Origin of the sequence: Exiguobacterium sp. s102, assembly GCF_018618635.1 — a bacterium.
In the GTDB taxonomy this organism is placed as follows: domain Bacteria; phylum Bacillota; class Bacilli; order Exiguobacteriales; family Exiguobacteriaceae; genus Exiguobacterium_A; species Exiguobacterium_A oxidotolerans.
Map to the genome: position 1 here is coordinate 1 of NZ_JACSML010000003.1, position 25,741 is coordinate 25,741.

28 protein-coding genes, 10 tRNA genes, 1 rRNA gene and 1 riboswitch are annotated in these 25,741 nt (G+C 47.3%); of the genes, 9 read left to right on the forward strand and 30 right to left on the reverse strand.

Going from position 1 to position 25,741, the window contains the following annotated elements; translation table 11 throughout:
* The 20 genes from KNQ02_RS09720 to acpS all read right to left on the reverse strand — a co-directional run.
* Positions 1 to 63, reverse strand: a 16S ribosomal RNA gene (locus KNQ02_RS09720); the annotation flags it as partial.
* Positions 64 to 197: 134 nt separating this feature from the next.
* A tRNA-Ile gene (locus KNQ02_RS09725) sits at positions 198 to 274 on the reverse strand.
* Positions 275 to 293: 19 nt separating this feature from the next.
* Positions 294 to 370, reverse strand: a tRNA-Arg gene (locus KNQ02_RS09730).
* A gap of 4 nt (positions 371 to 374) precedes the next feature.
* Positions 375 to 460 (reverse strand) — tRNA-Leu (locus tag KNQ02_RS09735).
* Positions 461 to 477: 17 nt separating this feature from the next.
* A tRNA-Lys gene (locus KNQ02_RS09740) sits at positions 478 to 553 on the reverse strand.
* 7 nt (positions 554 to 560) lie between these two features.
* Positions 561 to 632, reverse strand: a tRNA-Gln gene (locus KNQ02_RS09745).
* A 4-nt stretch (positions 633 to 636) separates the two neighbouring features.
* Positions 637 to 712 (reverse strand) — tRNA-Asp (locus KNQ02_RS09750).
* Positions 713 to 745: 33 nt separating this feature from the next.
* Positions 746 to 821: transfer RNA gene (locus KNQ02_RS09755), tRNA-Val, on the reverse strand.
* A 4-nt stretch (positions 822 to 825) separates the two neighbouring features.
* Positions 826 to 900: transfer RNA gene (locus tag KNQ02_RS09760), tRNA-Glu, on the reverse strand.
* Positions 901 to 949: 49 nt separating this feature from the next.
* Positions 950 to 1,041, reverse strand: a tRNA-Ser gene (locus KNQ02_RS09765).
* A 9-nt stretch (positions 1,042 to 1,050) separates the two neighbouring features.
* Positions 1,051 to 1,125 (reverse strand) — tRNA-Asn (locus KNQ02_RS09770).
* Positions 1,126 to 1,274: 149 nt separating this feature from the next.
* A complete protein-coding gene (locus tag KNQ02_RS09775; RefSeq protein ID WP_088838056.1) occupies positions 1,275 to 1,715 on the reverse strand; it encodes a SprT family protein in 441 nt (146 codons plus the stop codon).
* Positions 1,712 to 3,832: a Tex family protein gene (locus KNQ02_RS09780; RefSeq protein WP_214771668.1), complete on the reverse strand. Its 2,121-nt coding sequence runs from the start codon at positions 3,830 to 3,832 to the stop codon at positions 1,712 to 1,714. Before KNQ02_RS09780 ends, KNQ02_RS09775 begins: the two co-directional genes overlap by 4 nt.
* A 63-nt stretch (positions 3,833 to 3,895) precedes the next feature.
* Entirely contained in the window at positions 3,896 to 4,693 is a 798-nt protein-coding gene (sigB, locus tag KNQ02_RS09785; RefSeq protein WP_012371666.1) for an RNA polymerase sigma factor SigB, read from the reverse strand.
* Positions 4,659 to 5,141, reverse strand: coding sequence for an anti-sigma B factor RsbW (rsbW, locus tag KNQ02_RS09790; RefSeq protein ID WP_029331912.1), 483 nt, complete (start codon positions 5,139 to 5,141; stop codon positions 4,659 to 4,661). Before rsbW ends, sigB begins: the two co-directional genes overlap by 35 nt.
* Positions 5,138 to 5,464 carry an STAS domain-containing protein gene (locus tag KNQ02_RS09795; RefSeq protein WP_088838058.1) on the reverse strand — a complete coding sequence of 109 codons (327 nt, stop codon included), beginning with the start codon at positions 5,462 to 5,464 and terminating at the stop codon, positions 5,138 to 5,140. Before KNQ02_RS09795 ends, rsbW begins: the two co-directional genes overlap by 4 nt.
* 199 nt (positions 5,465 to 5,663) lie before the next feature.
* The gene (locus KNQ02_RS09800) at positions 5,664 to 6,014 is read right to left on the reverse strand and encodes a type II toxin-antitoxin system PemK/MazF family toxin (protein ID WP_029331914.1); all 351 of its coding nucleotides are present in this window, start codon (positions 6,012 to 6,014) and stop codon (positions 5,664 to 5,666) included.
* 3 nt (positions 6,015 to 6,017) lie between these two features.
* Complete coding sequence (locus tag KNQ02_RS09805) at positions 6,018 to 6,242, reverse strand: hypothetical protein (protein WP_012371670.1); 225 nt, start codon at positions 6,240 to 6,242, stop codon at positions 6,018 to 6,020.
* 139 nt (positions 6,243 to 6,381) lie between these two features.
* Complete coding sequence (gene alr, locus KNQ02_RS09810) at positions 6,382 to 7,458, reverse strand: alanine racemase (RefSeq protein ID WP_214766435.1); 1,077 nt, start codon at positions 7,456 to 7,458, stop codon at positions 6,382 to 6,384.
* On the reverse strand, positions 7,436 to 7,816 hold the full coding sequence (gene acpS / locus KNQ02_RS09815; protein ID WP_088838061.1) for a holo-ACP synthase: 381 nt from the start codon (positions 7,814 to 7,816) through the stop codon (positions 7,436 to 7,438). The genes alr and acpS overlap by 23 nt, the downstream gene beginning before the upstream one ends.
* A gap of 68 nt (positions 7,817 to 7,884) precedes the next feature.
* Here acpS and KNQ02_RS09820 point away from each other — a divergent pair, with 68 nt between their 5' ends.
* Complete coding sequence (locus tag KNQ02_RS09820) at positions 7,885 to 8,631, forward strand: rhomboid family intramembrane serine protease (protein WP_214771671.1); 747 nt, start codon at positions 7,885 to 7,887, stop codon at positions 8,629 to 8,631.
* A 68-nt stretch (positions 8,632 to 8,699) separates the two neighbouring features.
* Here KNQ02_RS09820 and KNQ02_RS09825 read toward each other — a convergent pair whose 3' ends face one another.
* From KNQ02_RS09825 to KNQ02_RS09835, 3 genes are read right to left on the reverse strand one after another with little or no spacing between them, the layout of a single operon-like run.
* A complete protein-coding gene (locus KNQ02_RS09825) occupies positions 8,700 to 8,963 on the reverse strand; it encodes a hypothetical protein (RefSeq protein WP_088838065.1) in 264 nt (87 codons plus the stop codon).
* Between the two features lie 23 nt (positions 8,964 to 8,986).
* Positions 8,987 to 9,484, reverse strand: coding sequence for a hypothetical protein (locus KNQ02_RS09830; RefSeq protein ID WP_214766433.1), 498 nt, complete (start codon positions 9,482 to 9,484; stop codon positions 8,987 to 8,989).
* The gene (locus KNQ02_RS09835) at positions 9,474 to 9,749 is read right to left on the reverse strand and encodes a 4a-hydroxytetrahydrobiopterin dehydratase (RefSeq protein WP_029331924.1); all 276 of its coding nucleotides are present in this window, start codon (positions 9,747 to 9,749) and stop codon (positions 9,474 to 9,476) included. Before KNQ02_RS09835 ends, KNQ02_RS09830 begins: the two co-directional genes overlap by 11 nt.
* A gap of 164 nt (positions 9,750 to 9,913) precedes the next feature.
* Here KNQ02_RS09835 and KNQ02_RS09840 point away from each other — a divergent pair, with 164 nt between their 5' ends.
* Together KNQ02_RS09840 and KNQ02_RS09845 are read left to right on the forward strand one after the other, a co-directional pair.
* Entirely contained in the window at positions 9,914 to 10,447 is a 534-nt protein-coding gene (locus KNQ02_RS09840; protein ID WP_029331926.1) for a cysteine hydrolase family protein, read from the forward strand.
* A 16-nt stretch (positions 10,448 to 10,463) separates the two neighbouring features.
* Positions 10,464 to 11,915: a nicotinate phosphoribosyltransferase gene (locus KNQ02_RS09845; protein ID WP_088838068.1), complete on the forward strand. Its 1,452-nt coding sequence runs from the start codon at positions 10,464 to 10,466 to the stop codon at positions 11,913 to 11,915.
* Between the two features lie 99 nt (positions 11,916 to 12,014).
* Here KNQ02_RS09845 and KNQ02_RS09850 read toward each other — a convergent pair whose 3' ends face one another.
* Complete coding sequence (locus KNQ02_RS09850) at positions 12,015 to 12,344, reverse strand: hypothetical protein (RefSeq protein ID WP_088838070.1); 330 nt, start codon at positions 12,342 to 12,344, stop codon at positions 12,015 to 12,017.
* Positions 12,345 to 12,487: 143 nt separating this feature from the next.
* Here KNQ02_RS09850 and KNQ02_RS09855 point away from each other — a divergent pair, with 143 nt between their 5' ends.
* Positions 12,488 to 12,979 carry a YwpF family protein gene (locus tag KNQ02_RS09855; protein ID WP_088838072.1) on the forward strand — a complete coding sequence of 164 codons (492 nt, stop codon included), beginning with the start codon at positions 12,488 to 12,490 and terminating at the stop codon, positions 12,977 to 12,979.
* Positions 12,980 to 12,982: 3 nt separating this feature from the next.
* Here KNQ02_RS09855 and KNQ02_RS09860 read toward each other — a convergent pair whose 3' ends face one another.
* Together KNQ02_RS09860 and KNQ02_RS09865 are read right to left on the reverse strand one after the other, a co-directional pair.
* Entirely contained in the window at positions 12,983 to 13,558 is a 576-nt protein-coding gene (locus tag KNQ02_RS09860; RefSeq protein ID WP_088838073.1) for a histidine phosphatase family protein, read from the reverse strand.
* 46 nt (positions 13,559 to 13,604) lie between these two features.
* Positions 13,605 to 14,564, reverse strand: a complete 960-nt coding sequence (locus KNQ02_RS09865; RefSeq protein WP_088838074.1) for an alpha/beta hydrolase — start codon at positions 14,562 to 14,564, stop codon at positions 13,605 to 13,607.
* A 169-nt stretch (positions 14,565 to 14,733) separates the two neighbouring features.
* Between KNQ02_RS09865 and KNQ02_RS09870 the strand changes: the two genes are divergently transcribed.
* Both KNQ02_RS09870 and KNQ02_RS09875 read left to right on the forward strand, forming a co-directional pair.
* Positions 14,734 to 15,702 (forward strand): metal ABC transporter solute-binding protein, Zn/Mn family, encoded by a 969-nt coding sequence (locus tag KNQ02_RS09870; RefSeq protein ID WP_088838076.1) that lies wholly within the window; start codon positions 14,734 to 14,736, stop codon positions 15,700 to 15,702.
* A gap of 79 nt (positions 15,703 to 15,781) precedes the next feature.
* Positions 15,782 to 15,885: riboswitch (SAM riboswitch) on the forward strand.
* Positions 15,886 to 15,965: 80 nt separating this feature from the next.
* Positions 15,966 to 17,273, forward strand: coding sequence for a Na+/H+ antiporter NhaC family protein (locus KNQ02_RS09875; protein ID WP_088838078.1), 1,308 nt, complete (start codon positions 15,966 to 15,968; stop codon positions 17,271 to 17,273).
* A 43-nt stretch (positions 17,274 to 17,316) separates the two neighbouring features.
* Here KNQ02_RS09875 and KNQ02_RS09880 read toward each other — a convergent pair whose 3' ends face one another.
* Positions 17,317 to 17,517, reverse strand: coding sequence for a hypothetical protein (locus KNQ02_RS09880; RefSeq protein ID WP_088838080.1), 201 nt, complete (start codon positions 17,515 to 17,517; stop codon positions 17,317 to 17,319).
* 158 nt (positions 17,518 to 17,675) lie between these two features.
* Here KNQ02_RS09880 and KNQ02_RS09885 point away from each other — a divergent pair, with 158 nt between their 5' ends.
* Positions 17,676 to 18,488 (forward strand): aldo/keto reductase, encoded by an 813-nt coding sequence (locus KNQ02_RS09885; RefSeq protein WP_088838082.1) that lies wholly within the window; start codon positions 17,676 to 17,678, stop codon positions 18,486 to 18,488.
* Between the two features lie 56 nt (positions 18,489 to 18,544).
* Here KNQ02_RS09885 and KNQ02_RS09890 read toward each other — a convergent pair whose 3' ends face one another.
* From KNQ02_RS09890 to KNQ02_RS09900, 3 genes are all read right to left on the reverse strand, one after another.
* Entirely contained in the window at positions 18,545 to 19,006 is a 462-nt protein-coding gene (locus tag KNQ02_RS09890) for a hypothetical protein (protein WP_088838083.1), read from the reverse strand.
* Positions 19,007 to 19,174: 168 nt separating this feature from the next.
* Complete coding sequence (locus tag KNQ02_RS09895; RefSeq protein ID WP_214808349.1) at positions 19,175 to 20,620, reverse strand: alanine/glycine:cation symporter family protein; 1,446 nt, start codon at positions 20,618 to 20,620, stop codon at positions 19,175 to 19,177.
* A 584-nt stretch (positions 20,621 to 21,204) separates the two neighbouring features.
* Positions 21,205 to 23,661 (reverse strand): CoA-disulfide reductase, encoded by a 2,457-nt coding sequence (locus tag KNQ02_RS09900; RefSeq protein WP_214766426.1) that lies wholly within the window; start codon positions 23,659 to 23,661, stop codon positions 21,205 to 21,207.
* A 205-nt stretch (positions 23,662 to 23,866) separates the two neighbouring features.
* Here KNQ02_RS09900 and KNQ02_RS09905 point away from each other — a divergent pair, with 205 nt between their 5' ends.
* Both KNQ02_RS09905 and KNQ02_RS09910 read left to right on the forward strand, forming a co-directional pair.
* Entirely contained in the window at positions 23,867 to 24,400 is a 534-nt protein-coding gene (locus KNQ02_RS09905; protein WP_088838088.1) for a type III secretion system chaperone family protein, read from the forward strand.
* A gap of 154 nt (positions 24,401 to 24,554) precedes the next feature.
* On the forward strand, positions 24,555 to 25,739 hold the full coding sequence (locus tag KNQ02_RS09910; protein ID WP_214766424.1) for a hypothetical protein: 1,185 nt from the start codon (positions 24,555 to 24,557) through the stop codon (positions 25,737 to 25,739).
* The last annotated feature ends 2 nt before the right edge of the window (positions 25,740 to 25,741 follow it).

Consider the following 25,741-nt stretch of genomic DNA (forward strand, 5'->3'; position numbering starts at 1 on the left):
GACTTGCATGTATTAGGCACGCCGCCAGCGTTCGTCCTGAGCCAGGATCAAACTCTCCATAAAGTGTTTGACTTGCTCGTTTTTGTGACCAAAAGTCACGTTGACGAAGCTTGCGCTTCATTCATTGTTTGTATCCGAAGATACGTTTTTGCCTCATCGTTCAGTTTTCAAAGTTCGTCATTGTTTGTTTTGAAAAATGGTGGGCCTAAGTGGACTCGAACCACCGACCTCACGCTTATCAGGCGTGCGCTCTAACCAGCTGAGCTATAGGCCCGTCAAAAGCAAACAAAATATGGTGCACCCTGAGAGATTCGAACTCCCGACCCCTTGATTCGTAGTCAAGTACTCTATCCAGCTGAGCTAAGGGTGCGATATGGTGCGGTCGAGAGGACTTGAACCTCCACAGTGTTGCCACCACTAGGCCCTCAACCTAGCGCGTCTACCATTCCGCCACGACCGCAATATTAAAATTTAAAATGGTGTGTCATGCAGGATTCGAACCTGCGACCCTCTGATTAAAAGTCAGATGCTCTACCAACTGAGCTAATGACACGAGAAAACTGGGCTGGAAGGGATCGAACCTTCGCATGCTGGAATCAAAATCCAGTGCCTTACCACTTGGCCACAGCCCAAAAATGGCGGTCCTGACGGGATTCGAACCCGCGATCTCCTGCGTGACAGGCAGGCATGTTAACCGCTACACCACAGGACCACATTTTTGTTACGTTAAGTATGAAATTGAAAATGGTGGAGGATGACGGGATCGAACCGCCGACCCTCTGCTTGTAAGGCAGATGCTCTCCCAGCTGAGCTAATCCTCCATTATGGTGACCCGTACGGGAATCGAACCCGTGATACCGCCGTGAAAGGGCGGTGTCTTAACCGCTTGACCAACGGGCCATAAAATATGCAATAATTATTCTTAAGTAACATTTTCACATAAGAGGTCTGGCGGAGATGGAGGGATTCGAACCCTCGCACCAGTTTCCCGGCCTACACCCTTAGCAGGGGCGCCCCTTATAGCCACTTGGGTACATCTCCAAAAGATAATGGCTCCGCAAGTAGGATTTGAACCTACGACCTACCGGTTAACAGCCGGTTGCTCTACCACTGAGCTATTGCGGAATGTTGTGTTCGTTTCGGAGCACTTTTATATAGTAGCAACTTTCTTTCTTGCCGTCAATGCTTTTTTAAAAAAGTTTTTAGTGACGATAAGTTGTTTAGTTGCTGTCGTTTTGACGACTTCTATAATTTATCACGCTCCGAAATGAACGTCAACTACTTTTGTAAAAAATCTTTCCACGACACTTCCCACAGCGGTACTTCTCCGGATTCATCTTTCTTTTCCTTCTATATAATGTACCGCATTTATGACATTCGTATTGATGCGATTTTTTTTCGTCTCCGTCTAATCGCGGACTGTACCGTAAGCCACCATACTTCATCAACCAGTCTTTAAAGTCTTGATCTTGATGACGATGTCCCCGTCCTGCGAGGTGAAGATGATAGTGACAAAGTTCATGAACTACGATGCCACGAAAGGTTTTGGCGTCCGTTACATAGCGTCGATTAAAGTCAAGATGATGATCCGTCAAAAAATAACGGCCACCTGTCGTGCGTAGTCTTTCATTAAAAACGGCCTTGTGTCTAAACGGTAAAGCAAACACGTCGAGCGAAAGCTGCTCGACGTATTGCTGTAATTGTTCGTTCGTCATGATGGACTGACCATCGTTAAACCGATTCTGCCACGTTCCGGTTCGACACTCGTCACCCAGACCGTCACGATTTCTCCGACGGCGATTACGTCGAGCGGGTGTTTGACGCGTCGTTTACTTAACTTCGAGATGTGGACGAGTCCACTTTCCTTTACACCGATGTCGACGAATGCTCCAAAGTCGAGCACGTTCCGGACGGTCCCTTGGAACTCCATCCCAACCTGGATCATGTCTAACGATAAAACATCTTGTCGTAAAATCGGTTTATCCAGCGCCTCCCGCGGATCGCGCTCCGGACGCTGCAAGGCTTCAATGATATCTCGGAGCGTCGGTTCACCAATCTCGAGTTGTTCTGCCGTATCCTTCACTGGAAGTTCCGCTAACTTCGTGCGGAGTTCTTCCGTCCCGACGGTCGTCAGCGCTAACTGAAGCTGCTTAAACAGTTGTTCGACAGTTTTATACTGTTCCGGGTGAATCGGTGTCCGGTCCAGCGGATGCGTCCCTTCAGGAATACGAAGGAAACCGGCTGCCTGCTCGTATGCTTTCGCTCCGAGACGCGGCACTTTTAACAGTTCTTTCCGTGAAGCAAATGCCCCGAGTTCAGAACGTCGTTCGACGATTTTTTTCGCTGTCGCCTTCGTGATTCCCGCTACATACCCGAGCAAGGACTCAGACGCCGTATTCACATCGACACCGACTTGGTTAACGACGGTCTCAACGACAAAGTCGAGTGTTTCCTTCAGTTTCACTTGTGTCACGTCATGCTGATACTGACCGACCCCGACTGATTGAGGATCGACTTTAACAAGTTCAGCTAACGGATCTTGAAGACGACGGGCAATCGAGATCGCTGAACGTTGCTCGACTTGGAGGTCCGGGAACTCCGTACGCGCGATTTCTGAAGCCGAGTAAATACTTGCGCCCGCTTCGTCGACGATCGTAAAAGCGACTTCCGTATGCCCTTTAATCCAGTCCGCTACAAAGGATTCGGTTTCACGGGATGCCGTCCCGTTGCCAATCGCTATCAGCTCGACACCATATTTCTTCACCAGTTCTGATAATTTAGTACGGGCTTCCTTCGCTTTTTGTTCAGACATCGTGACGTAAATGACGCCGACTTCTTTTAATTCACCCGTCGGATCAATGACTGCCCACTTACACCCTGTCCGGTAAGCCGGGTCGAGTCCTAACATGACTTTCCCTTTCATCGGTGGTTGCATATAGAGTTGGCGCAAGTTTTTACCAAAGACTTCAATCGCTTGGTTCTCCGCCTTCTCCGTCAATTCATTTCGGATTTCACGCTCAATTGCCGGGAAAACAGATTTTTTATATCCTGTTTTGACTGCTTCTTCAACAAGCAGGCGCTTTTGTTCGGGCAACCGATTAAAAGGACGAAGTAAGTATGGCAATACTTGCTGCTCGTCTAACATGACTTTCACGGACACGATTTTTAAGGCTTCCGCCCGGTTGATTGCTAAAATCCGGTGCGGCACGATTTGACGGACCCGCTCGTTGTACTCATAGTACTGGGCAAAGACCTTTTTCTCATCGACGGCATCCTTTTTTTGTTTCGTCACGATTTCTGCAGCACGGTGTGTCACTTGACGAATGTAATCGCGGACAGTTGCTTGTTCGCCCCACTCTTCCGCGATGATTGCTTCTGCACCAGCGACTGCCTCTGCTTCTTCAAGCCCTGCGAACAATTTTTTGAAGCCCGCTTCTTCATAGGGTTTCGGCGAACGGAGCCACTCTGCGAGTGGCGCGAGCCCTGCCTCTCGTGCAATTTCCGCTTTCGTCCGTCGTTTCGGACGGAACGGTAAGTATAGGTCTTCAATCTGTTGTAACGTCGTCGCTTCACGCAACGCTTGATTCAATGCCTCGGTCATCACACCCTGCTCTTCGATTTTCCGAAGGACATCGTCACGTTTAGTTTCGAGTTGCGTGATGCTTTTATGTCGATCGAGGATCGCCTTGATTTCGACTTCGTCGAGCTCACCAGTTTGCTCTTTACGATAACGTGCGATGAATGGAATTGTTCCTCCATCTTCCGTCAACTGTAAGACGGCTTTCACTTGCTGGGGTCGTAAATTCAATTCTGTTGCGATTCTCTTCTCCATTTTTCCTCACCTCCCCCTCATTATACCGAAGAATCGACAGAAAAAAAGACTGACGCCATGGCATCAGTCTTTCGAGAATACTTCATTCGGTTCTACTTTGATCGCTTCTCGTAATTTCTGCAACGCCCGGCGTTGTAAACGCGAAACGTGCATTTGCGAAATACCGAGAAGTTCTCCCGTTTCTTTTTGGCTCATGTTGCGGTAATACGCACATTCAAGAATCGAACGCTCACGGTCTGTCAGTACAGCAAATGCTTTTTCAAGAATCAGCTTCTGGTCGACCGAGTCATAACCATTTTCCTGGTTACCGACTAAATCAAGTAAAGTGACCGTGCTGCCCTCTTGATCCGCTTCAATCGAGCTATCAACGGATAACGCTTGATAGCTTTTACCCATTTCGAGTGTTTCGAGCACTTCCTCCTCTGACACTTCAAGACGCGCAGCGATTTCGTCGATTCGCGGTGAACGTTGTAGTTCAGTCGTCAATTCTTCGACAGCTTTCTTAATCTTAGGACCTAGCTCTTTAATTCGACGCGGAACATGGACGCTCCATGTTTTATCGCGAATGAATCGCTTGATTTCGCCGATGATTGTCGGGACAGCGAACGATTCGAAACTTCGTCCAAACTCTTTATCGAAACGACGAAGCGCGGCAAGCAATCCAATCATCCCGACTTGAACGAGATCATCATGAATCGGACGGCCACGTGAGAATTTACGGGCGAGCGCCTCGACGAGATCCGAGTAACGGGCGAGTAGCGCGGCATGGACTTCTTCATCTTGGTCATCTTGTTGATACAGATCAATCAGTCGAAGGACTTCGTCATCACTGTGATGGCGTTGTTGAGACTTTGCTGGCACTTTGACCCACCTCATCTCTATTCATATATTTTGTCATATGGACAGTGACGCCGTTTGCTTTTTCGATCGTGACTTGATCCATCAATGCCTCAATCATCAAGATCCCTAGTCCCCCCTCATGCAGTGAGTCTAGATCGTGCGAATCCGTAATTGGTTCACTTTGGCGTTTGACGCTATCTTTATCAAATGTCACACCGTTGTCTTTGACGATGATTTCGAGACGATCGTCCGGGTAAACGTTACATGTTAAGCCCATTGATCCGTCTTGCTGGTCTTCATAAGCATGTTGAACAGCATTCGCACATGCTTCAGAAACAGCAATTTTGATGTCTTCGATATCATCATACGTATAGCCCATGCGGTTTGCGACACCTGAAACCGTCAAACGCGCGATTGCCACGTATTCAGGTTTTGCAGGTAGTGTCATTTCAAGTTGTTCGTTTTTCATTGCGTACCACCTCGTACACCACTGTCGATTGTAATGATGCTTGAAAGACCTGTAATTTCAAAAAGACGACGAATACGTTCTGAAACACCAACAAGCGTAAACGATGTACCATTTTTCTTCGATGCTTTAAGCGCTCCGACGAATACACCGAGACCTGTCGAATCCATGTAATGAATTTCATCCAAGTGAACGACGACATCATTTGCTTCTACAGCGGGAACGAGTTCTTGACGAAGTTTTGGTGCCGTATACGTATCAATCTCTCCTACGATATAGAGATGCGTCTGACCATCTAGTTGCTCTGTTCTAATTGTTAAATCCATCTTCAAGTTCCTCCTCAAGGAAATATGCTATATGATTTCTCTCTGTTTCATCAGTTGATTGTAAATAAAGTGGCTCCTTAAAAAAAGTCACTTAAGTATATTTCCCGCATTAAAACACTTCTAAACCTATTTTTAAAAATTTAGTCAAAAAAAGTCGCATACAAATGTATCGACTCTTCTCGTGCTTCTATGTAGGTGCCTAAAAATCAATCAAGCCTAAGCTGATTGCAACGGCACTATTCACTTTCATCATCGTCTCAGGATCCAGGTGTGTCACCTTATCCGTCAGACGGCGCTTATCGATCGTACGGACCTGCTCAAGTAGGATGACCGAATCACGTTCTAATCCGTGTCGCTCTCGATATACTTCCACATGGGTCGGTAGTTTGGCTTTGTCGATCTGTGCCGTGATCGCAGCCACGATAACAGTAGGGCTGAATCGGTTACCAATATCATTTTGTAGGACAAGGACAGGACGTACTCCTCCTTGTTCCGATCCGACCACAGGTGACAAATTTGCATAAAACACGTCGCCACGTTTGACTATCAAAGCTTACACCCCGCTTACTTGACGTAGGAGCGAGAACTCCGCCTCCGTTTCAATCTGGAACATTTCACCAACGATTGATAAATTGATTGCTGCCATTTCTTCGTAACCACGCTTCAATTCCTCACGTAGCTGACGCTTGCGTTCTTCGGTCGTATGGTTCGACTTCATCCCAATCGTCTCCTTCGCTACATTTCGCTCAACAAACTGCTTTTCCCGTTGTTGGACCAAGATAATGGCACCTCCAGATTCACTGAAACCTTAACGAACGACTCACTTTCTACTTCAATATATCAGTCGAATTCAGAAAATACAATCAAAATTCAAAGAAATAACATTTTTTTGCCATCATATTGATGGTTTTTTAAATTTATTTTCGCGGCACACGTTTTGAAAATTGACAAAGGACTTCATAGTTAATCGTCCCTAACCAGTGGGCTGCTTCATCAATCGGCGCGCCCGTTCCAATTAACGTCACTTCTGTGCCGACAGGGTATTCCTGCGGTAAACGAATCATTAACCGGTCCATACAGACACGACCGACGATTTCACACGGTTGACCATCTACGATGAGTGAGTACCCTTGAAAACGTCGCGACCACCCATCGGCGTAGCCGATCGGGACGGTCCCGATCCATTCGTCCGTCGGTGCCGTGTACGTCGCCCCATAACTGATCGTCTGTCCGGGTTCGACGCACTTGACTTGCATCAGCTGACTCTTCAACGAAAATGCCGGCTGAAGGAAATCATAATATGGAATCATCTCGTCAGACGGCATCGCGCCGTAAAGGGCAATCCCGATGCGGACGATATTAAACGGGTCATCCTGACCTGCGAGTCGAATCGCAGCAGCAGAATTCGCCGCATGGATATATCGCACATGCGGTACGCGTTCGACGAAGCCGAGAAACGTCGTCCGTTGCTGTTCGAACAGACGGCTCGACAGTTCGTCCGCTGTCGCGAAATGTGTATAAATTCCTTCGAGCTCAAGCAAATCAGAATCGAGCTCCATTAAAAGTTCATCCAGTTCTTGCATCGTTTGCAGACCGAGCCGCCCCATCCCACTATCGACCTTAATATGAATCCGAAGCGAATCGATTTCCGTCAGATGTTGTTTTGCTTGCCGTAACCACTCGGCTGAAAATACAGGAACCGCCACATCATAATTCGAAGCGACGGAGACATGCTCCGGCAATAACGTCTCGAGCATGAGAATCGGTGCTTGGATACCTGCTTCGCGCAGCTCGATTGCTTCTTCAAGAAGAGCGACGCCAAGTAAGTCAGCCCCGTTTTCCAATGCAATTTCTGCCACAGTGATCGCACCGTGCCCGTAGCCATCCGCTTTGACGACGGCCATCATCGATTGGTCGCCGATTCTTGCCTTTATCTCGCGTACATTGTGTGCAATCGCAGCACGATCAATTTCAATCCACGTCGGTCGGTACATCGCCATCCCTCTTTTCTAATAAGACTTGTGCTGCCGCATAATGATCCGAATGCGTAATCGATACATGAATCATACCGTCAAACGGCCCCGTCATGATAGGGCGACCTGATGTTTCATTTAGTACTTCAAGATCGCGCCAAGACACTTCTCGCCCAATCCCCGTGCCGAGTGCTTTGACAAACGCTTCTTTTGCAGCGAACCGTCCCGCGAGATATTCAAGTCGGCGTCCGTTCGCCAATGTTTCATACCGCGCTTGTTCACGATCCGTCAAAATACGTGTCAGCATCCGGGGTTGACGTTCGAGTGTCAGACGAACGCGTTCTAATTCAATCAAGTCAAGACCGATACCATAAATCATTCCCTACGCCTCCACAGTTCTATTCTTCGTCCACTTCATATAGAATGAAAGTGAAGCGAGGTGTTGTCATGTTTAGTCGAACGGAAAATCTACAAACGTTCACACGTTCTTATCCGGTCGTTTCGTTGTTCATTTTAATCCAAGTCGCTCTGTTTGTCATCGAGCAGTTGAATCAGTTACTCGGCTTTGGTTTCTCTCCCCTCAGTTATGGTTCAGCGATTAATTTATTCATCGCGAAGGGCGAATGGTGGCGTGTCGTCACGGCGACATTTTTACACTACGATTTTTGGCACATTGCCTTTAATACGTTTGCGTTGATTATTTTCGCTCCTGCGCTCGAGCGGATGATCGGGCATGTGAAATTTGCCATCTTTTACTTGCTTGTAGGAACGCTCGCTAACGTGTTGACGTATGTCACGTTGAGCGATAACTTATTTTATGGACAGGCGGGAGCATCTGGAGCCATCTTAGGTTTGCTTGGCTTTTACGTTTATCTCGGTCGTTTTCGTCGGACGATCATTTCTGTCGAAGATGCACGACTCGTCTACATCTTTAGTGCCATCACGGCCGTCTTTACACTGATCGGCTCGAACGTTTCCGTCTTCGGTCACTTGTATGGTTTCCTCCTCGGATTCCTAGCTGGATTCATCTTCGGAAAAAGCGCTGTTCCGTTCACACGTCCGTTTAATACGGGTCAACGGGCGACGTTCGGTGGTCATGTCGTTCACTCGACAGGATCCGGTCAAACGGGACGCATCGTGTTTTATGTCATCGTTGCCTTTGCCGTTTTCGGTCTACTCGCGCGATTCATCTAATCTACAAAAAAAAGCGCCTTGTCTGATTCCGTACTACGGAAAACAGACTCGGCGCTTTTTTCTTATTCTTACTTCCGGAAAGATTCCGCAAGATCCTTCACATCGTCAATCAGATTATGGATGGTTTCTTGATTATCTGTGTAGAGGGCACGAATTTCTTCAAAACGTCCTTTTGGATCTTGTTTGACTGCCGAAAGTTGTGTGCCGGCTCCGCCAAACGCACGCTTCGTCGCTTCGATTTGTGCTTGGCGTGTATCTTTATGAAGTAATGAGAGTGTTGCTCCGATTAGTGCGCCACCTACTGTTGCGAGTACAAAATAATTCTTTTTCATCTGGTTCTTCCCCCTGTGTCATTTTAATGTAATGGTGGTACAAGTTGATAACGTTTCATAATTGGAGAAGGCGCAAACGACTTCCCTGCCTCTTCAGCATACTGATCAACCGTCAAGCGTTCAACTGATTTTGCGTAACGTGACGCATCTCCTTCGTCCTTGAATTGAATCAATAACACGAGATCCGTCGCCCGTTCGACGCGGGCAATCCGTAAGGCTTGAAAACTGCCATATTCTGCCCCGAGTACTTTCGGGTCCGACATGACCTGATGGATGAAAAGATCGCCGCTATTTTGATCTGCCGGAATCGACCAGTAAAAAATCGTCCCCTTCTCATCAAAATTACCACGCGTTTCGAGGAGTGTATAGCTGTTCCCGCTTTGAAACGGTGACTTTCCGTCCGTTTCAATCCAGAGTAATGCTTCTCCGCTTCCACCCGCTGCCCGAATTTGAGCATCACGCGAGCGAATTTGGTCGACAAAGTTACCGCTACCGAATGTAATGAATAGTTTAGATGGCATCACAGGCCTCCGCGAGTTCGAAGTCTTTCCCAGTCAACCCGCCGGCATCATGTGTCGTCACGGCGAGCGTCACCTGTTTATAATCAATCATGATCCGCGGGTGATGATTCAAGTGTTCTGCTAAAGAACCGACCTCTTGAACAAAATCAAGTGCCGCCGGAAAAGAATCCAATGTGTAGATGCGTACGATTTCGTCATCGACGACGCTCCAGTCATTCAGACCTTCTAAACGTTCTTCTACCTCATACTCATTCAACCGTTCCATTCCATTCTCCTCCTCTACTATCGTTTTCGTCCTATACCTTATACCCTACTTTCCTTACTTCTTATACCTCTACTCGTTCGATTTCTTCCTTTTGCCTTCGAAGTGAGATAGAGTACAATGTGAAAGAGAACACTATATCCCATTCAGGAAAGGGGCTATCGCTCATGCGCGCTCTTATCGTTATTGATTATACGTTTGATTTCGTCGCCGATGAAGGTAAGCTGACTTGCGGTAAACCGGGTCAACTCATCGAAGGACGCATCGCATCGCTCATGGATGAATTTTCGACGAACGATTATGTCGTCATTGCAAACGACCTTCATGAAGAAGGCGACACATTCCATCCGGAAACCGTCCTCTTCCCGCCTCATAATATTCGGGGAACACACGGACGGGACTTATTCGGACAGGTCGCAGAGATGGCGCGTGTTGCGGATCATGTCATCGACAAGACGCGCTATAGCGCCTTTGCTGGGACGGACCTAGATTTACGTCTTCGTGAACGGCATATCACAGAAGTTCACCTCGTCGGCGTTTGTACAGATATCTGCATCTTGCACACTGCTGTCGACGCGTACAATCTCGGCTATAAAATCGTCGTCCATGCTGACGCCGTCGCCAGCTTCAATGCGGCCGGCCACGACTGGGCACTCACACACTTTAAACAATCGATCGGCGCAGAAGTCGTCGGCGAATAAGAAGGGATCTGTCTTCATGTTACAACGTAATCTTGCACTTCATACTGACCTCTATCTTCCGAGATGGATGTATATCTACTGGAAGGAAGGGCGCCATAATGAACGTGCTGTTTTTGACGTCTATTACCGCAGCAATCCATTCGAAGGTGGTTATGTCGTCTTCGCCGGTCTTGAAAATATCATCGAATATATCCAGACACTCCACTTCACAGAAGAAGACATTACGTATCTTCAAACGATGATCGGGTTCCCGGATGAATTCAAGGATGAGTTACGTAACTTTAAATTCAATGGCTCCCTCTCGAGTGTCAAAGAAGGCGAAATCGTCTTCCCGAACGAACCATTAGTCCGGATTGAAGCACGGATTTTTGAGGCGAAGTTACTGCAAACGGCCATCTTGAACATCGCCAATCACGAATCGTTGATCGCGACGAAATACGCACGGATTCGGCAGTCGGCACCAGGCGCGAAATTCCTCGAAGCCGGTTCACGCCGCGCCCAAGGAATCGATGCTGCTTACTTCGGAACACGTGCCTCTTATTTAGCCGGGTTCGACGTGACAAGCCTCGCGTCGGCCGGCCGCGACTTTGGTATCCCATGTGGTGGAACGATGGAGCATGCAGATATCCAGTTTCATGATGATGAGTTGACGGCTTTCCGGACGTTCGCATCGCATTATCCGGATCAGGCGACACTGCTCGTCGATACGTACGATACGCTTAAAAGCGGACTCCCGAACGCGATCACGGTCGCAAAAGAACTCGCAGCAGACGGACATAAGTTACGCGGGATTCGAATCGATTCCGGCGACTTATCCTACCTATCAAAACGCGCCCGGAAGATGCTTGATGAAGCCGGCTTACTCGACGTCGAAATTGTCCTGTCTGGTGATTTAGACGAATATGTCATTCAAGACCTTCGCATCCAAGGGGCACAGGCAAACACCTTCCTCGTCGGAACACGCGGCATCACGGCGTACGAACAACCGGCGCTCGGCATGGTCTATAAACTCGTCGCCCGCGAAATTGACGGCGAACTTGCACCCGTCATCAAAGTTTCGTCTTCAAAAGCGAAGACGACGACACCGCATATCAAGGAGGCGTACCGCATCGTCGACCCGGAAACGAACAAGTTCAAAGGCGACTACATCACGTTACTCGATGAAGATCCGAGTCAACTCGACTTCGTCGATTTGATTGACGTCCGTGACCCGTCGTTCCGGAACCGGATTGAAAACTTTAAGGTTGAACGGTTACTTGCACCGATCTTCAAGGACGGTGAACTCGTGTATACCGTTCCGACGATTGAAGAAAGTCGTCAGTTCCACGAACAGCAAATCGGACGCCTGTGGGAAGAGTACAAACGTCTACGTCTACCTGAAATCTATGCCGTCACGTTCAGCGACCGTCTCTGGAAACTGAAACTCGACATGATTCGGAAAACACGCCTCGCAAGTGGTGTAAAATAACAAAATCAAGCAGCCTCAAGAATCAAGCTTCTTGACGGACGTCTTAAAAGGCTACCTTTTCATCTCCCTCTCATTTTCTATACGCTAAAAACAGCCCCTTCAACTGAAGTGGGCTGTTTCGTTTGGGTGAGCAGTCATTTTGGCTGTCGCTTGTTCCATTTGTTGACGAAAGTACCACGCAAAACCAAGCGCACCTCCGATGAAGACGATATAGGTAATCCGTTGACCGAACTCAGCAAGAGAATCGGCGTAAAAGATACTAATTAAATGATCACTTCCACTGATAAGAAGCAAACAGGCGATCAGGAGCGCTATGCGGTACGCAAGCGTCGGGCGATCTTTTGGCTCAGCATGCCAATACATGATGATGTGATGGGCAAGTAAGATAATCCCCACGATTCCTAATATTCCTATAAGTGCTTGCGGCATAATAAACGGTCCTCCTGTTTCTGATTTCTAGTTCCATTTAAACATAGTTCGACTCGAAGACGTTACGAAAAGTTTCGCGCAGGCGACAGACTCACGTTATACTGAAGAAAATCACGTACGAACAACAAAAGGAGGAGTTCTTTTTGAAAACCTTTAAATTGTGTACATTACGTATTCTCATGGATGAATCAGGGCGAGATACGACAATCCCCGTTCAGATTAAAGATGGGCTGACGGTGAGTACCGACCAAACCGCCCAGTGGGTCGCTGAAATCGTCGTCACCGACACCGATCAACCGATTTTGAAAGAACTGTTCGAGAAAAAGCTGCGCGCTTTGATTGAAATCACGATTTCACGGCCGGACAATGACCCCGCCGCCATGATTGTCACCCCTTATGAAAGTACGCAATTGAGCGAAGGCGTCTCTTATCTCTTTACCGGTAAGATGGTCATGATGAAAAATGATTTATCCGAATCGATTTTGCGTGAAGTCGTCGAAGACAACTTTACTGGCGAAGAGCTGATTCAAGAATATAAAGACCGACGCTCTAAACGTGGTGCTCATATCACGAGCATCGCGAAAGAAACGTTTAAACAGTACTTACAAGAACATCCGGCAACCGTCGAAGGATGATGTTCAAATTGTGATATGGTCCGCTACATTAATCCGCTCAATCTCATAACGGTCGGAAAAACGAATGTAATTCGCACATGCATTTTTTAACGGCGTCCGGTAACTGAATGTCTCATCAATCGAGGAGAGTGCCGCTTTAATCGTATGCGAATGGCAGACGACTAAGAGGCGTTTTCCTCGATATTTTTCTGTCAGTTCTTCAACCGCACTGAAGACACGCTGTTGAATTTCCGCTTCCGTTTCAAGCCCCGGGACGCGCTCTGCATCATTTGCCTGCACTGCTTCGTAAATTCCGGCGACCGGTTCACCGGAAGCCGTTCCAAATTCGCGCTCGACAAGCCGTTCATCCGTTTCCGTCAAGCTTAGACCGATCGATTGACCAATGATTTCAGCAGTTTCGACAGCTCGCGATAGCGGACTTGAAATCAAGACGTCCCACTGTTCTTCTGCCAGGTAGGCAGCACTGAGAGCCGCCTGTTTTCTACCGGTCTCGTTAAGCGGTATATCTTCACGTCCTTGAATCCGCTCGTTTAAGTTCCAGTCCGTTTGACCGTGTCGTACTAAACAAATTTCCGTCATATTGCAGTCTCCTTCTAAAGAAATATGACTGATTGTATCATGTTTCCTAATGAAGCGCCTCTCGTTTCGGTAAGACAAGCACTTGACAACTGAAGGCTTCGATTCGTTCGAGCAAACGTTCAATTTTGAGTGGATTTTCAGTTTGGGCAAAGCTCGCCAGCGAATGTGTGCCATTCGGGAAAGAGAATAATCGAACATCCGCCCCGACATCCGCCCCCTTCTCAACAAAGTGGAGTGCTTGAGCAAACGGGACAATCGGATCCTTTTTTCCGTGCAGCAACATGATCGGCGGCGAGTCGGAACTTAAATGTGTCGCCGGGGAGACACGCATCATCAACTGTCGCCATTCTTCACGTCCACCCCCATAAAACTTGATATGGGCAATCCAGGTTTGAATGAATTTAAACAACAGAAAATTCGTCGGCGGATACAAGGCGATGACTCCACTGATTAAAGGAAGATGCGCCTCCGCCTGTTCGCCGATAAATTCAGTCGGGGCAAGCGCCGTCGTCAACATTAGGGCTCCACCTGCTGAATCACCCCATAAAAGCATGCGACCGCGCGCGATGCGTAATTCATCCGCTTGTTGATTTAAAAAACATAAGGCATCTCGAACATCTTCCAGGTTGTCCGGAAAGTAGCTGCCATCCTCAAATAAACGATAGTCGATGCTGCAAACGGCAATCCCGAGTTCTAAAAACCGGTCGATGATTGGAGCAAAACTAAACACATCATCACGGTTTCCACGAACGAATGCGCCGCCATGAGCATAAATCGCGACCGGAAACGGCCCTTCTCCCGGTGGATAATAGATATCTAACGTCAAGTCCTGCTGATTGACCGTCTTGTATAAAAGATTTCGTGGTGCTAATTGCTTTTCGGTAAGCGGCAAGACCGGCTCCGTCCATCTGAGTAAGGCTCCATAATTATTCCAAATACTCGCACCAGCAGCAGCCGTCGTCAAAATAGCGGCGCCACCCATCAACCATGCTGTTTCACGTTTCACCTCATCACCTCCAAGGCTCATTCCGATTTCACTTCTACTCTTCTCTTACCCGATTTATTTTGAACTAGAACTTCACAACATTCCGACTTGACGCTTTAATTTCCGTCGGATATAGTTAGAAAGTCCAAATCGGAACAATTACGTTTTAATTATCTTGGAGGGTTCATATATGAAAAAAATCATTCCAGCGTTAACCATCGCGACAGTAACTGCCAGTCTGCTCGCCGCATGCGGCTCATCGACTTCAAATTCAGACGAAGACGGTAAATTGCAAATTTATACGTCGACGTTCGCCACGGCAGCCATCGCCAAAGAAATCGGCGGAAAGGACGTCCAGGTCGAATTAATCGTTCCCCCTGGCGCCGACCCGCATTCGTATGAGCCGACTCCGAAGCAACTGACGACGATTGCGAAAGGCGATCTATTTTTACTTACCGGCACAACCCTTGAGCCGTACTCTGAAAAGATTAAGGAAAGTTTAGCCGGTAATTCCATTCGTTTTGTCGAGACAAGTAAAAATATCGACTTACTCGAAGCTTCCGCTTCGCTTCATACGCACGAAGAAGACGCACACGATGACCATGATGATCACGAGGCTGAAGAAGAGTCGCACGATCATGGACAATACGATCCGCATGTTTGGCTCGACCCGAACAACGCCAAGAAAATGGCTGACTCGATTACGACCGCGTTAGCAAAGGAAGCACCTGACCGGAAGGAAACGTTTGATAAAAACCTCGCACTCTTTAACAAACAAGCAGATGAACTCGACCAAAATTTACAAAAAGCTGTTGACTCCGGTTCGAAAAAGGAGCTTCTCGTCACGCATGCCGCATACGGGTACTTGGCGGAACGTTACGGTTTCACGCAACTGCCGATTGCCGGTATCTCGCCGTCTGACGAACCGTCCCAAAAACAGCTGGCTGCCATCGTCAAGGAAGCAGAGATGCATGACTTAAACTATATCGCCTTCGAAGAGACGGTGTCGCCAAAGGTCGCCCGTGTCATCCAAAAAGAAATCGGTGCCGAATCGATTACGATTCATAACCTCGAGTCCGTCGCAAAAGATCAACAAGATCAATCGTACTTTGATTTGATGAACGAAAACGTGACGACGCTCAAACAAGCACTGCAGTAAGGTACAGTTGACAAGCATTAAAAGATACGTTAGGGTAATAAACGTGTTTTAAACAACGACTAAACAACTAAATGACTTCTTTTTATCGCGAGAAACGGAGGGACTGGCCCAATGATGTTTCGGCAGCGGACGATTGATTCGTACTGTGCCAAATCCAGCAAGCTATGGCTTGAGAGATAAGAAGAGCGTCTTTTTCAGTAAAGACCTCCTTCTTTCTTGCGAAGGGGTCTTTTTTTGTATGCTGAAGAAATGGAGTGATTCACATGAACGAAACGGTTACGCCGAACAAATGGGCGTTGTTCCCCTTGTTCGTTTTCCTTGTATTATTCATCGGTGCAGGAATCTTCTATAACGACTTTTACAAATTCCCCATCTTGATTGCAGCTTTAATCGCCTTGATTTTTGCTGCTGCGACATCTAAGGGAGACATCAACCAGACCGTCGAGCGGATTGCCCGCGGTGCCGGAAATCCGGACATCATGATCATGGTCTTCATCTTTTTACTCGCCGGCACATTTTCTGGAACAGCGAATGCAATCGGAGCCATTGATGCGACCGTCAACGCTGCACTCAGTTTCCTACCCCAGTCTCTTTTAATGAGTGGATTGTTCATCATTGCCGCTTTCATCTCGATGGCGATGGGAACTTCGACCGGCACAATCGCTGCCCTTGCACCGATCGCACTCGGGATTCATGACGCGACGGGTGTCAATGTCGCACTCGCCGCTGCTGCCGTCGTCGGTGGAGCAATGTTCGGTGATAACTTATCGTTTATCTCAGATACGACAATCGCCGCTGTCCGGACACAAAAAACGAACATGCGTGATAAATTCAGAACGAACTTTTTAATCGTCTTGCCTGCTGCCGTCATCACTGTCATCTTACTCGCTTTCGTGTCAGGTTCCGGAGATGTCGTCGAAGCGAAAGCATTTGAATTTTATAAGCTGATTCCGTATCTTTCCGTCATCGTGTTCGCACTCTTTGGTGTCAACGTCATTCTCGTCTTACTCGGCGGGACGTTATTGACAGGCATCATCGGAATGATCGACGGTAGTTTCGGAGTAAGTGGATTTGTCCTCGCGATGTCTGACGGATTGATGGGGATGGCAGAAATCTCAATCTTAACGTTGCTGATGGGTGGACTCGTCAGCCTGATCACCTATAACGGTGGAATTGCTTATCTCAAAGAAACGCTGACACGAAAGATTTCGAAACGCCGGGGAGCTGAGTTCAGTATGGCTGCCCTCGTCAGTGCAACGAATCTCGCAACAGCAAATAATACGATTTCGATTCTTGTCGCCGGTCCGCTCGCTGCTGAAATCGCGGATACGTATGACATCGACCGGAAGAAGTCAGCCAGTATCCTCGACCTCTTTTCCTGTGGTGTTCAAGGAATCATCCCGTACGGAGCGCAACTTTTGATTGCCGCTGAATTGACGAAAACGGCGTCACCCGAACTGATTCCTTATTTGTTCTATCCATTTTTACTGTTCGTTTGTGGATCACTGGCAATCTTCTTCGGCTTCCCACGCCGGAAGAGTGATGCCGCACAGAAAAACAACATGTCGTAAAACAAACACCCCCCGTCGCTTCGTCTGCGACGGGGGGTTCACTTTATTTCTGTTTTTCTTGACGATTCAAAATGAAATAGGCAATCGCCGGAAGCGGAAATTGAACAAGTCCTGCTCCCCCCCATACCCATGGGTTGCGTCCTGTCTTGCGGGCACCAAGAAAGAGGAACGTGGCTTGAGCACCTAATAGTGCTGCGATGCTTGTCCAGACTCCTTTTGGTACTTTTTTAATCGATTTCACCATGATATTACACCTCTCTTCGTTTATGCATCAGTAGACTTTCTTCTCTTTCCCATTCTATATTCCCTGCTTATGAGCATCAAAACAGATGTTCCGCTAAGTTCATGCTAAACTGAACAGGCAAATCCATATTCTAGTTTCATTGAAGGAGGAGTATATACATGCAATACGCAAAACTTTCAAATGGTATCACGATTCCACAGATCGGGTTCGGTGTCTGGCAAGTCGATGAAGAGACGGAAGCACCGGCTGCCGTCGCAGAAGCACTTCGCGTCGGTTACCGTCATATCGATACGGCTGCCGTCTACAAAAACGAACGTGGTGTCGCAAAAGGAATCAAAGAAAGCGGCGTGAAACGTGAAGAACTCTTCTTGACGTCTAAAGTTTGGAACGATGACATTCGTGCCGGACGGACGAAAGAGGCTTTCGCTGAGTCACTTGAGCGACTAGAAACCGATTATCTCGATCTTTATCTCATTCACTGGCCGGTCGAAGGTTATGTCGAAGCATGGAAAGCCATGGTCGAACTTTACGAAGCAGGTAAAATCAAGGCGATTGGTGTATCGAACTTTAAAGAACATCATCTCGATACACTTGCTGAAGAAGGACTCATGACGCCGATGATCAACCAAGTCGAGCTTCATCCACAACTTCCACAGCATGAATTGCATGAGTACTTGCAAGATCACAGCATTCAAGTCGAAGCATGGAGCCCACTCATGCAAGGTAAGTTCCTTGAAATCAATGATTTCAAAGAGATTGCTGAAAAACATGGTAAGAGCCCATCACAAGTCGTTCTACGTTGGCACCTCGATAACGGAATCGTTGCGCTTCCGAAATCAGTCACACCAGAACGGATTGCTGAAAACTTCGATGTGTTTGATTTCCAACTCGATGCAGACGACCTCGAACAAATCGATCGTCTCGCGACAGAAGTCCGCCTCGGACCGGACCCTGACGAAATTGACTTTTAATCCACTGACCGATACACGAAAGACTGCTGACGGGACCTATCCCGTAGCAGTCTTTTTTAAGCGTAATAAATAAGAATCGTCTCTTCTGTCGTTTCAGCCTTGCTGAAGTATGCGCGTAAATCAGCAAACTGTTCCCACACGTCGTCGAATTCTCCATGTTGCCCCGCTTCATCATAAATCGTCTCAAGTGACCGACGATCAAAATTTCGCATGACTTCTGCTGAGATGATGATTAACGGAAGAGGGAGAATCCCGACAATTGCTGCTTGTGTTTCGTTGACAATCAACTCTTCACCGACAATCGCTCGACCTAAGTTGTAATGGGTCTCTTGATCGATATAGATATCGATTTGATTCATCAAGTGATAGAGGGCTGCCGTGTCTTCCAGAGCAAATAGCTGTTCATAATCCGGCTGCGTCTCATGGATAAAAAGAATCCAGTCCATGATGATATGCGGGTCGTCACCAAACGAATCCCAAACGGCATCCGCGACACGAACGTAATGTACGTTTTCCATCCTCCCTCTCCTTTCTTCGTTTCTTTAATAGCTATTCCCATTTTTTCGATGCTTTAGTAATTTTTTTAGAATCTGCGTACTAAAAAGCAACGAAAAAAAACGCTCTCACCTTCTGATAGCACGTTGTCTACATGCAAAAAGAACCAGCAAAATGCCGGTTCTTTTTGATTAAATCGCTTTTTCTTTTGATTCGTCCGTTTCCCACGCCTCAAGAGATTCTTTACCTGGTAAGTTCGGAATCGAATTCGCATAAAAGCGCGGATCTTTTCCGGCTTTTCGTTGTTCGAGGTAATCATCAAGTGCGAGTTTCGCGATTTTAGATAAGCGGAAAATCGCATACAAGTTGACGACTGCCATCAAGCCCATGAAAATATCAGCAAGCGCCCAGACAAGACCTGCCGTCTGTACGACTGAACCGAAGACAATCATCCCGAGTACGATGACACGGTAAGCCATCATCAGTGTTTTATTGTCATTAATGAAGCTGATGTTCGATTCACCGTAATAATAGTTTCCGATGATTGAACTAAATGCGAACAAGAAGATCGCAAGTGCCATGAACGTCGTCGCAAACACTCCGACCTGAGTCGAGAGTGCGTTTTGCGCGAGTTCGATCCCGGCAACTGCTTTTCCGTTCGCGTCTTTCGTCGCGACATCACTAACGAGGATGATCATCGCTGTTGACGAACAAATGAGTAACGTATCAACAAATACACCGAATGATTGAATCAAACCTTGCTTGACGGGGTGTGACACTTCAGCCGTCGCAGCAGCATTCGGAGCAGAACCCATACCGGCTTCATTCGAGAACAGACCACGACGAATTCCGTTAAGAACTGCAGCACCAATTGCTCCGCCAGCAAGCGTCTTGAACTCTAAAAGTCCCTCTTGGAAAATCAAGCCGAAGACGTTCGGCAACAATTCAAGATTCGTAATCATAATGAAGAGGGCGATTAAAATGTATCCGCCCGCCATGATCGGAACAAGGAATGCAGAGACCGTTGCAATACTACGTACTCCACCGAAAATCACGAGTGATGTTAATAAAACGAGTGCAATCGTGATCCACATCTTATCGATGCCATACTGACTTTGAAGTGACAATGAAATCGTATTCGATTGAACCGAGTTAAAGACAAACCCGAACGAGATTGTAATCAAGATACTGAAGACGATTCCGAGCCACCGTTGGCCAAGCGCTTTTTCCATGTAGTAGGCAGGGCCCCCACGCCATGCCTTCTCATCACGGACTTTATAAATTTGAGCAAGTGTACTTTCGACGAATGCTGACGCTGAACCGATCAAGGCAATCAGCCACATCCAAAAGACGGCACCGGGTCCACCTAGTGCGATGGCTGTCGCAACACCGGCAATGTTCCCGGTCCCGACACGTGCAGCCGTACTGATCGCGAACGCTTGGAATGGTGAGACGCCATCCTTTCCTTTATCTGTTCCCTGGAACAGTAACCGTAACATTTCAGGTAACATCCGGAATTGGACGAATCCCATGCGAATCGTAAAATAAATGCCTAAGCCAACAAGTAAGATGATCAGGACGCTCGACCATAATACATCACTAATATTCGTTACGATATCCATCAGTTGTTTCTCCATACAGGCTCCCCCACTTCTCTCTTATGTAACATTTCTTCACATGTGTTCTATAATACGAAAGTTTTTTTGAAAAATCAAATACAGTTGTATCAGTCAACTTCTGATTACGAGGCATTTCTATCCATTTCCTCACATTAGATGTGAGGTTTTTTGTTTACGAACAAAAAAAGAACGGCCTCACTCAAAAGGAGGGACGGCTACCAATTAAACGGAATCAGGACTTTTTCATGCGTGTCCCAAATACACACTAAGCCATCGTGAAAAAGAAGCATTTACATCGAAATGGCCGATGATTCCGTGGAAGTGGAATCATCGGCCATTTCGATTAACGGAGGACGGAAACGTTTATCCTCAACTCCTATGGGAAAAGGAAACGTGATTCGCGTTTCCGTCAGGAAGAGGTAAGACCCGGCATGACCGCATGAAATGCGGGCTGCCGCGGCTTACCTTCCGCCCAAGGAAAGTGAGGATGGCGGAAACGTCCGTCACAAGGATGGATGTTCATCTGAATTAGTCACCCCCTCCATCTTTAGACAAACACTTAGAGCCCCTCCACTTTTCGCGGAAGGGCTCTTTTCGATTCTTTAGATGAATAGATTTAAGTTGGCATCGTCTGTCGCACCAAGATAACTTGCGACCCCACCATAATCGATATCATCTAACAATTCTTCTTTTTTAATCCCCATGATGTCCATCGACATCGTACACGCAATCATCCGGACGCCTGCTGCTTGCGCTTTTGCCATCATCGTCTCTAGCGCATCGACTTGTTTGTCCTTCATGACTTTTTTCATCATTTTTTGACCGGCGCCTGCCATGTTCATGTTGGATAATGGAAGATCACCGGCATGTTTCGGCATCATCATCCCCATCATGCGTTCCATCGGTGCTTTGTCGACGGCTGGTGCATCCGGCTTACGAATGACATTCAGTCCCCAGAACGTGAAGAACATCGTGACTTGTTTGCCCATCGCTTGTGCACCTTGTGCGATGACGAATGACGCAAGTGCTTTATCAAGATCACCACTGAAGACGACCATCGTCGCGTCATCTGCTTTTGCGACAGGTGCCGTTGTCACGTGTTGCTCCGTTTGTCCTTGCCCTTTTTCAAGTAAAACTTCGACAATTCCCTGATTCATTTCTGCCGTATGGACGGTATGTCCGAGCTTTGTTGCCCATGCCTGGACGTCCGGTAAGAAACCAGGATCCGATGCTTTAATGAAGACTTGGTCTCCGTCCTGCAGTTGATCAATCTTTGTTTTTAATTCAACGATTGGTCCCGGGCACTGTAATCCACATGTATCGAGCAGCGTGATTTGCTCTGCTTTCACGGCTTGTTTCGGCTCACTTTTAATCGTCGTCACTGCTGTTTCCTCCCGTGCTTGGTTTCGCGCTTCTTGATCGCGATTGACCGTCGCCCATGTTTTATATCCGCCACTCAAATTCTTCACGTCGAAGCCGTTTTGTTTGAGGAGCTGACTTGCGACATATCCCCGTAATCCGACTTGGCATGTCACGTAGATCGGCTGATCCTTCGGTAGCTCGTCGAGGGACGTGCGAAGCGTCGGTAATGAGATATTGACCGAGCCCGGAATCGAACCGAGTTCATTTTCAGACGGTTCACGGACATCGAGTAACAATCCGCCGGCTGCGACGATTTGATCAATTTCATGCCAATGGACGTTTTCGCTGTCCCCTAACACGATATTCGAAGCGATGTATCCTGCCATGTTGACGGGATCTTTCGCCGAGCTATACGGTGGTGCGTATGATAATTCAAGGTCTGGCAAGTCGAGGACCGTTAATCCACCTTTGATTGCCGTCGCTAAGACATCAATCCGTTTTTCGACACCCGTCATCCCAATCGCTTGCGCGCCGTAAATCGTTCCGTCAATCGGATCAAACAAGAGTTTCATTGAGATTGGACTGGCACCCGGATAATAACCGGCGTGCGAACCCGGATGGAGATGAACCGCTTCATAGCGGCGACCAGACTGTTTCAACCGTTTTTCGTTATTTCCGGTCGAAGCGACCGTCATATCGAATACTTTTGCGACGGCTGTACCGAGCGCACCTGTATATTTGACGTCGCGTCCGGCGATGATGTCTGCAACGAGACGCCCTTGACGATTCGCCGGCCACGCGAGTGGAACATGCATCGCCTCTCCTGTCACGTAATCTTTCACTTCGATGGCGTCACCAATCGCAAAGATCGATGGATCAGATGTCCGTAACGTGTCATCGACTTTGATTGTATTCTTGATTCCCAACTCAAGTTTTGCTTCCGCCGCAAGGTTACTTTCCGGCATGACACCAATCGACAGGATGTTCATTTCCGTTTCGATCGTCTTGCCGCTCGTCAAGACAATACGTTTCCCTGCCTCTTCAAAGCGGGCGACACCATCCGATAACATCAACTCGACGCCTTTCGCACGTAAATGTTCATGAACGATGGCTGCCATTTCCGGATCGACCGGTGCCATGACTTGATCCATCATTTCAACCAATGTCACCTTCGCACCGCGTTCGACCAAGTTTTCTGCCATCTCGAGTCCAATGAACCCGCCACCGATGACGACGGCACGTGCGGGACGGTTCTCATCGACATATTGACGCATCCGGTCCGTATCCGGAATGTTACGTAACGTAAAGATGTTCGTCGCTTCTTCGATACCAGGAATTGATGGACGCATCGGTTTTGCTCCTGGTGAAAGAATTAAGTTGTCATATGACTCCTCATATTCTTCACCTGTATCGACTTTACGGATTGTGACCGTTTTTTGTTCACGATTGATTTGAATCGCTTCCGACAGATTCCGAACATCCAAGTTAAACCGGGCATGCATCCCCTCAGGTGTTTGGACGAGTAGCTTGTTCCGGTCTTTGATGACATCCCCGATATAGTACGGTAATCCACAGTTCGCGAACGAAATCTCTTTTCCACGTTCTAACAAAATGATTTCCGCCGTTTCATCCAACCGGCGTAATCGTGCTGCAGCGGTCGCTCCACCTGCTACTCCACCAACAATGATTGTTTTCATGTCTGTTTTCCTCCTAAATCGAATCGTACTCTCTATGCTTTACAATATACCCATTAAGGTATGTGGTTTCAAGTAGTTTGCTCTACATTTCACATACTTGTCTTATTTTCAAACTGTTTCTTCTTTAAATGATAACGGACATTAGTTGCAATTCCTCTTAAAATGCTTGAAACTGAGATTACAGTATCTATAAGGGGGATTTAAAATGGACCAGGACCGTAACTCGAACGAAACGAATGAGGACAACAAGGTCACACCGCTTCACCCAGAACGTAATCAAGAAGGAACAAACGAAAACGGGGTAACGGAAGTTCAACAACAACACTTGGAAGCATTCCAAGCGTTCTTAGTCGAAAAAGGCATTCCAATGGAAGCACGTGAAAATGAAACACACGTCTTCTTTATGACACAAGAAAAAACACCAGCTGGCGCTGAGCCGATGATGATGATCGTCTTCAGTAAAACGACGACGGACGTTGAGTTATTCGCTCGTACCGTTACGCACGTTCCAGACGGTGTCGAAGATCTTCCTATCTTAAACGCAATCAATGACTTCAACCAAGAGTTCAAGTACTTCCGCGTCGTCCTCGATAGCGATCGCGACGTAACGATTGCTTCAACAATCGACTTAGATCACGGCTTCAACCCGGCTGCCATCTTCGGCCACTCGGTCATGATGTTCCAAGCCTCTGACGAAGTGTACGCGTATTTAACGAAATTGTATGACCAAATTCAATAATTTATATTTAAAAAAAATGGCTCCGGAGATTTCTCTGGAGCCATTTTTTTGTTTTAAGTTCAATTGACAATGAGAATTATTCTCGTTATAGTGAGAATTGTGAAAACGACATCATTTTGTAGATAATTTTATTTTTCCTGGGGGAATGAGACAGATGAAAAAACGATTTAAAGTAGCGTCACTCTTTATGGTAGCCGGATTACTCGCAGCTTGCGGAACGGATGAAAAAGAAACAACGACAGCTCCAAAAGAAGACAAAACGGAGCAAACGTCTGATAAAAACACGAATGCCGGAATCGCCGCAACGACATTAACGGACGAATTGACACTCTTCAGCTCAATCAAGACAGAACTCGATAAAGCGAAAGAAGGACAAGCCATCGATTGGAAGATGGTCCAGACGAGTTATGAATCGAAGTTAAAAGGTGGCGTCGCAACTGCTGCTCCTGAAATCGAACAAGTCGTCACTTCTGCCCTCGCAGGCGTCGAATCAAAGGATTTGGATGAGAACATTGCCCGTCAGCTTGTCGATAAAGGACTTCAGTCTTACTTCTATAAACTCCAAAAATCAATGCAAGCAACAGCAGAAGAAGCAGTCGCGGCCGGAAAAACAGATGACGCCATGGCGACGTTAGGAAATATCAAAAACATGGCGGAAACTGTCTTCATCCCGACAGCCGAAAAGCGCGATGCGAGTTATGACTTCAAAAACGAAGAAGCCATCGCACAAGCGATCACGTCCGGTCTCGCAGCACAAGAAGACGCCATCTCGGCTGAAAACGTCGCTGACTTTAAAGTCGCAAAACAGTTGACGGATAAGTCGATTTACCGTTCATTCTATCTCGCAGCACTCGGTTATGCACAAAAAATCGAAGATGGCGCTAAATCCGGTGCCGACGAAAAAGAGTTACAAATGGAACAAGCAGAAGGCTACGGATTCTTACTCGCAATCGAAGAGTCACTTGCCGGTGGCGATGAAGCCGCCGTCGCGAAACTAAAAGAACGGTATGACTTCTCAAAAACAAAACCAGCAGACGTCTCTTATGAAGAGATCGAAGGTCTCTTCGCCAAAGCATTGACGAAGAAAATCGTCGGTTACCATGAAGAAGCAATGGAAGCACTCGAAGCGAAAGATGTCGATACAGCACGTGTCGAAGCGATGGAAGCAAACATGTTCGTCATCGCGATGAAGCCGACCCTCGAAAATCGTCTCGGTAAAGAAGAGGCAGACGCTGTTCTTGCTGACGCTAACACATGGTACGATCTCATCGAAAAAAATGACGCAGAAGCGGAAACGGTGAGCAAAAAAATCGTCGATGCGCTCGATACGTTCAACTAAGC

Coding starts and splice junctions, on each gene's coding strand:
- KNQ02_RS09845 (WP_088838068.1), top strand. CDS start 10,464: ATGTTACAACGTAATCTTGCACTTCATACTGACCTCTATCTTCCGAGA.
- KNQ02_RS09870 (WP_088838076.1), top strand. CDS start 14,734: ATGAAAAAAATCATTCCAGCGTTAACCATCGCGACAGTAACTGCCAGT.
- KNQ02_RS09910 (WP_214766424.1), top strand. CDS start 24,555: ATGAAAAAACGATTTAAAGTAGCGTCACTCTTTATGGTAGCCGGATTA.
- KNQ02_RS09835 (WP_029331924.1), bottom strand. CDS start 9,749: ATGGAACGGTTGAATGAGTATGAGGTAGAAGAACGTTTAGAAGGTCTG.
- KNQ02_RS09900 (WP_214766426.1), bottom strand. CDS start 23,661: ATGAAAACAATCATTGTTGGTGGAGTAGCAGGTGGAGCGACCGCTGCA.
- KNQ02_RS09850 (WP_088838070.1), bottom strand. CDS start 12,344: ATGCCGCAAGCACTTATAGGAATATTAGGAATCGTGGGGATTATCTTA.
- KNQ02_RS09820 (WP_214771671.1), top strand. CDS start 7,885: ATGTTTAGTCGAACGGAAAATCTACAAACGTTCACACGTTCTTATCCG.
- KNQ02_RS09895 (WP_214808349.1), bottom strand. CDS start 20,620: ATGGAGAAACAACTGATGGATATCGTAACGAATATTAGTGATGTATTA.
- KNQ02_RS09825 (WP_088838065.1), bottom strand. CDS start 8,963: ATGAAAAAGAATTATTTTGTACTCGCAACAGTAGGTGGCGCACTAATC.
- KNQ02_RS09840 (WP_029331926.1), top strand. CDS start 9,914: ATGCGCGCTCTTATCGTTATTGATTATACGTTTGATTTCGTCGCCGAT.
- KNQ02_RS09885 (WP_088838082.1), top strand. CDS start 17,676: ATGCAATACGCAAAACTTTCAAATGGTATCACGATTCCACAGATCGGG.
- KNQ02_RS09905 (WP_088838088.1), top strand. CDS start 23,867: ATGGACCAGGACCGTAACTCGAACGAAACGAATGAGGACAACAAGGTC.
- KNQ02_RS09880 (WP_088838080.1), bottom strand. CDS start 17,517: ATGGTGAAATCGATTAAAAAAGTACCAAAAGGAGTCTGGACAAGCATC.
- KNQ02_RS09780 (WP_214771668.1), bottom strand. CDS start 3,832: ATGGAGAAGAGAATCGCAACAGAATTGAATTTACGACCCCAGCAAGTG.
- KNQ02_RS09775 (WP_088838056.1), bottom strand. CDS start 1,715: ATGACGAACGAACAATTACAGCAATACGTCGAGCAGCTTTCGCTCGAC.
- alr (WP_214766435.1), bottom strand. CDS start 7,458: ATGTACCGACCGACGTGGATTGAAATTGATCGTGCTGCGATTGCACAC.
- KNQ02_RS09860 (WP_088838073.1), bottom strand. CDS start 13,558: ATGACGGAAATTTGTTTAGTACGACACGGTCAAACGGACTGGAACTTA.
- acpS (WP_088838061.1), bottom strand. CDS start 7,816: ATGATTTATGGTATCGGTCTTGACTTGATTGAATTAGAACGCGTTCGT.
- KNQ02_RS09795 (WP_088838058.1), bottom strand. CDS start 5,464: ATGGATTTAACAATTAGAACAGAGCAACTAGATGGTCAGACGCATCTC.
- KNQ02_RS09890 (WP_088838083.1), bottom strand. CDS start 19,006: ATGGAAAACGTACATTACGTTCGTGTCGCGGATGCCGTTTGGGATTCG.
- rsbW (WP_029331912.1), bottom strand. CDS start 5,141: ATGAAAAACGAACAACTTGAAATGACACTACCTGCAAAACCTGAATAC.
- KNQ02_RS09830 (WP_214766433.1), bottom strand. CDS start 9,484: ATGCCATCTAAACTATTCATTACATTCGGTAGCGGTAACTTTGTCGAC.
- KNQ02_RS09875 (WP_088838078.1), top strand. CDS start 15,966: ATGAACGAAACGGTTACGCCGAACAAATGGGCGTTGTTCCCCTTGTTC.